The 1,234-nt window shown below is 69.4% G+C and carries 1 protein-coding gene; it reads right to left on the reverse strand.

The window, feature by feature from the left end:
• Positions 1 to 415 precede the first annotated feature (415 nt).
• Positions 416 to 1,234, reverse strand: an 819-nt coding sequence (locus ACSDR0_RS50700) for an IS701 family transposase (RefSeq protein ID WP_435296148.1), incomplete at its 5' end; no start/stop codon positions are given.

Genomic DNA, 1,234 nt, shown 5'->3' on the forward strand with positions numbered 1-1,234 from the left:
TTCGGCACAGTGAACTCCTTCTTCTGGGAACCAGGGTTCCTCAGAGATCAGGTGTCCACCAAACCGGGTCAACTCCAACCGACTTGGCGGGACGCCTAATCAAGATGGGGAACACTAGCCTTGGCGGCGGATTCCGAGCGGTACACGCTGATGACGGCGTGGAATGTGTACAGGTCACTGCCGACGGTCTTGTGCTGATCGATGATATTTGCTACCGGGCCGGTGAGGCCTACTTGGGTGGCATCGTCGTCCAACCAACGGCCTATTATCCTGACTGATACGGCAGCTGGGCCCCGCTGGCGCCTGCTCACACTCCTCCAGGGTCGCCAGCTTGTACTAGTCGGTGGTTTGTTAGGGCGGGGCGTAGAGGTTGAGGGGGCGTCCTGCGGTGACGGCTGTGACCAGGGCTTGTAGTTCAGCGGGCGGGGGCCTGGTTGACCAGTTGCGCCACCAGCGTTGCAGCAGTGCGCAGGGGGTCAGCCAGCCGCGGACGTGGCGGACGGCTCGGGGCCGACACAGTGCCGCGGATGGCGTCGTGGCCATGGACCCCCCTCTCTCCGCTGTCGGCGTCGGTCGGGGCGGGCGGGACCTGCGGTGACGGGGCCGAGTCGGCGGGCCGGGCATGCCAGCAGAAGGTGAACGCGCACATCACCAGGGCCCAGTGGCGGCGGATCGCGGCATCGGAGCGGACCTGAAAATCGGCCCAGCCGAGTTCGTCCTTGACCTGCTTGTAGCCCTGTTCGATCCAGGTGCGCAGGCCGAACAGACGCACGATCTCGGCCAGGTCGGCGGCCGGATGCGGGCTGGAGCGCGCGCGGACGCTGCCGGGACGGGGCAGGTTGGTGGCCAGATACCAGGTCGCCTTGGCCGGCAGCGTCGCCGGGTCGACGGTCGCGACGATCAGCCGGACCGCCTGGTGCGGGCCGTAGCCGCCCAAGGCCGCGTCGGCGGCCCACCACACGCTGGTGTGGCCGTCGCGAAACCGCCGCACGACCTCGGTCCAGGCGCCTGGCGCTTGGGGACCTCCCCACTCCAGCTCGCGGGCGGCGTCGATCGGCGTGTGCGCCGCATCGGCCGGCGCCCAGGAACCCTGGTGTGGCTTGAGCGCGAGCACGAACGGCAGCCCCGCGGCCCACAGTTCAGCGGCGTGGGCCGCATTGTCGCCGTAGGCGCAGTCGGCCACCAGCGCCCGGAAAGGCACGGCGGCGGCCTGCGCCCGACCCGCGAGCGCGGC

It is taken from the genome of Streptosporangium sp. G11 (assembly GCF_051192615.1).
Classification (GTDB): Bacteria; Actinomycetota; Actinomycetes; order Streptosporangiales; family Streptosporangiaceae; genus Streptosporangium.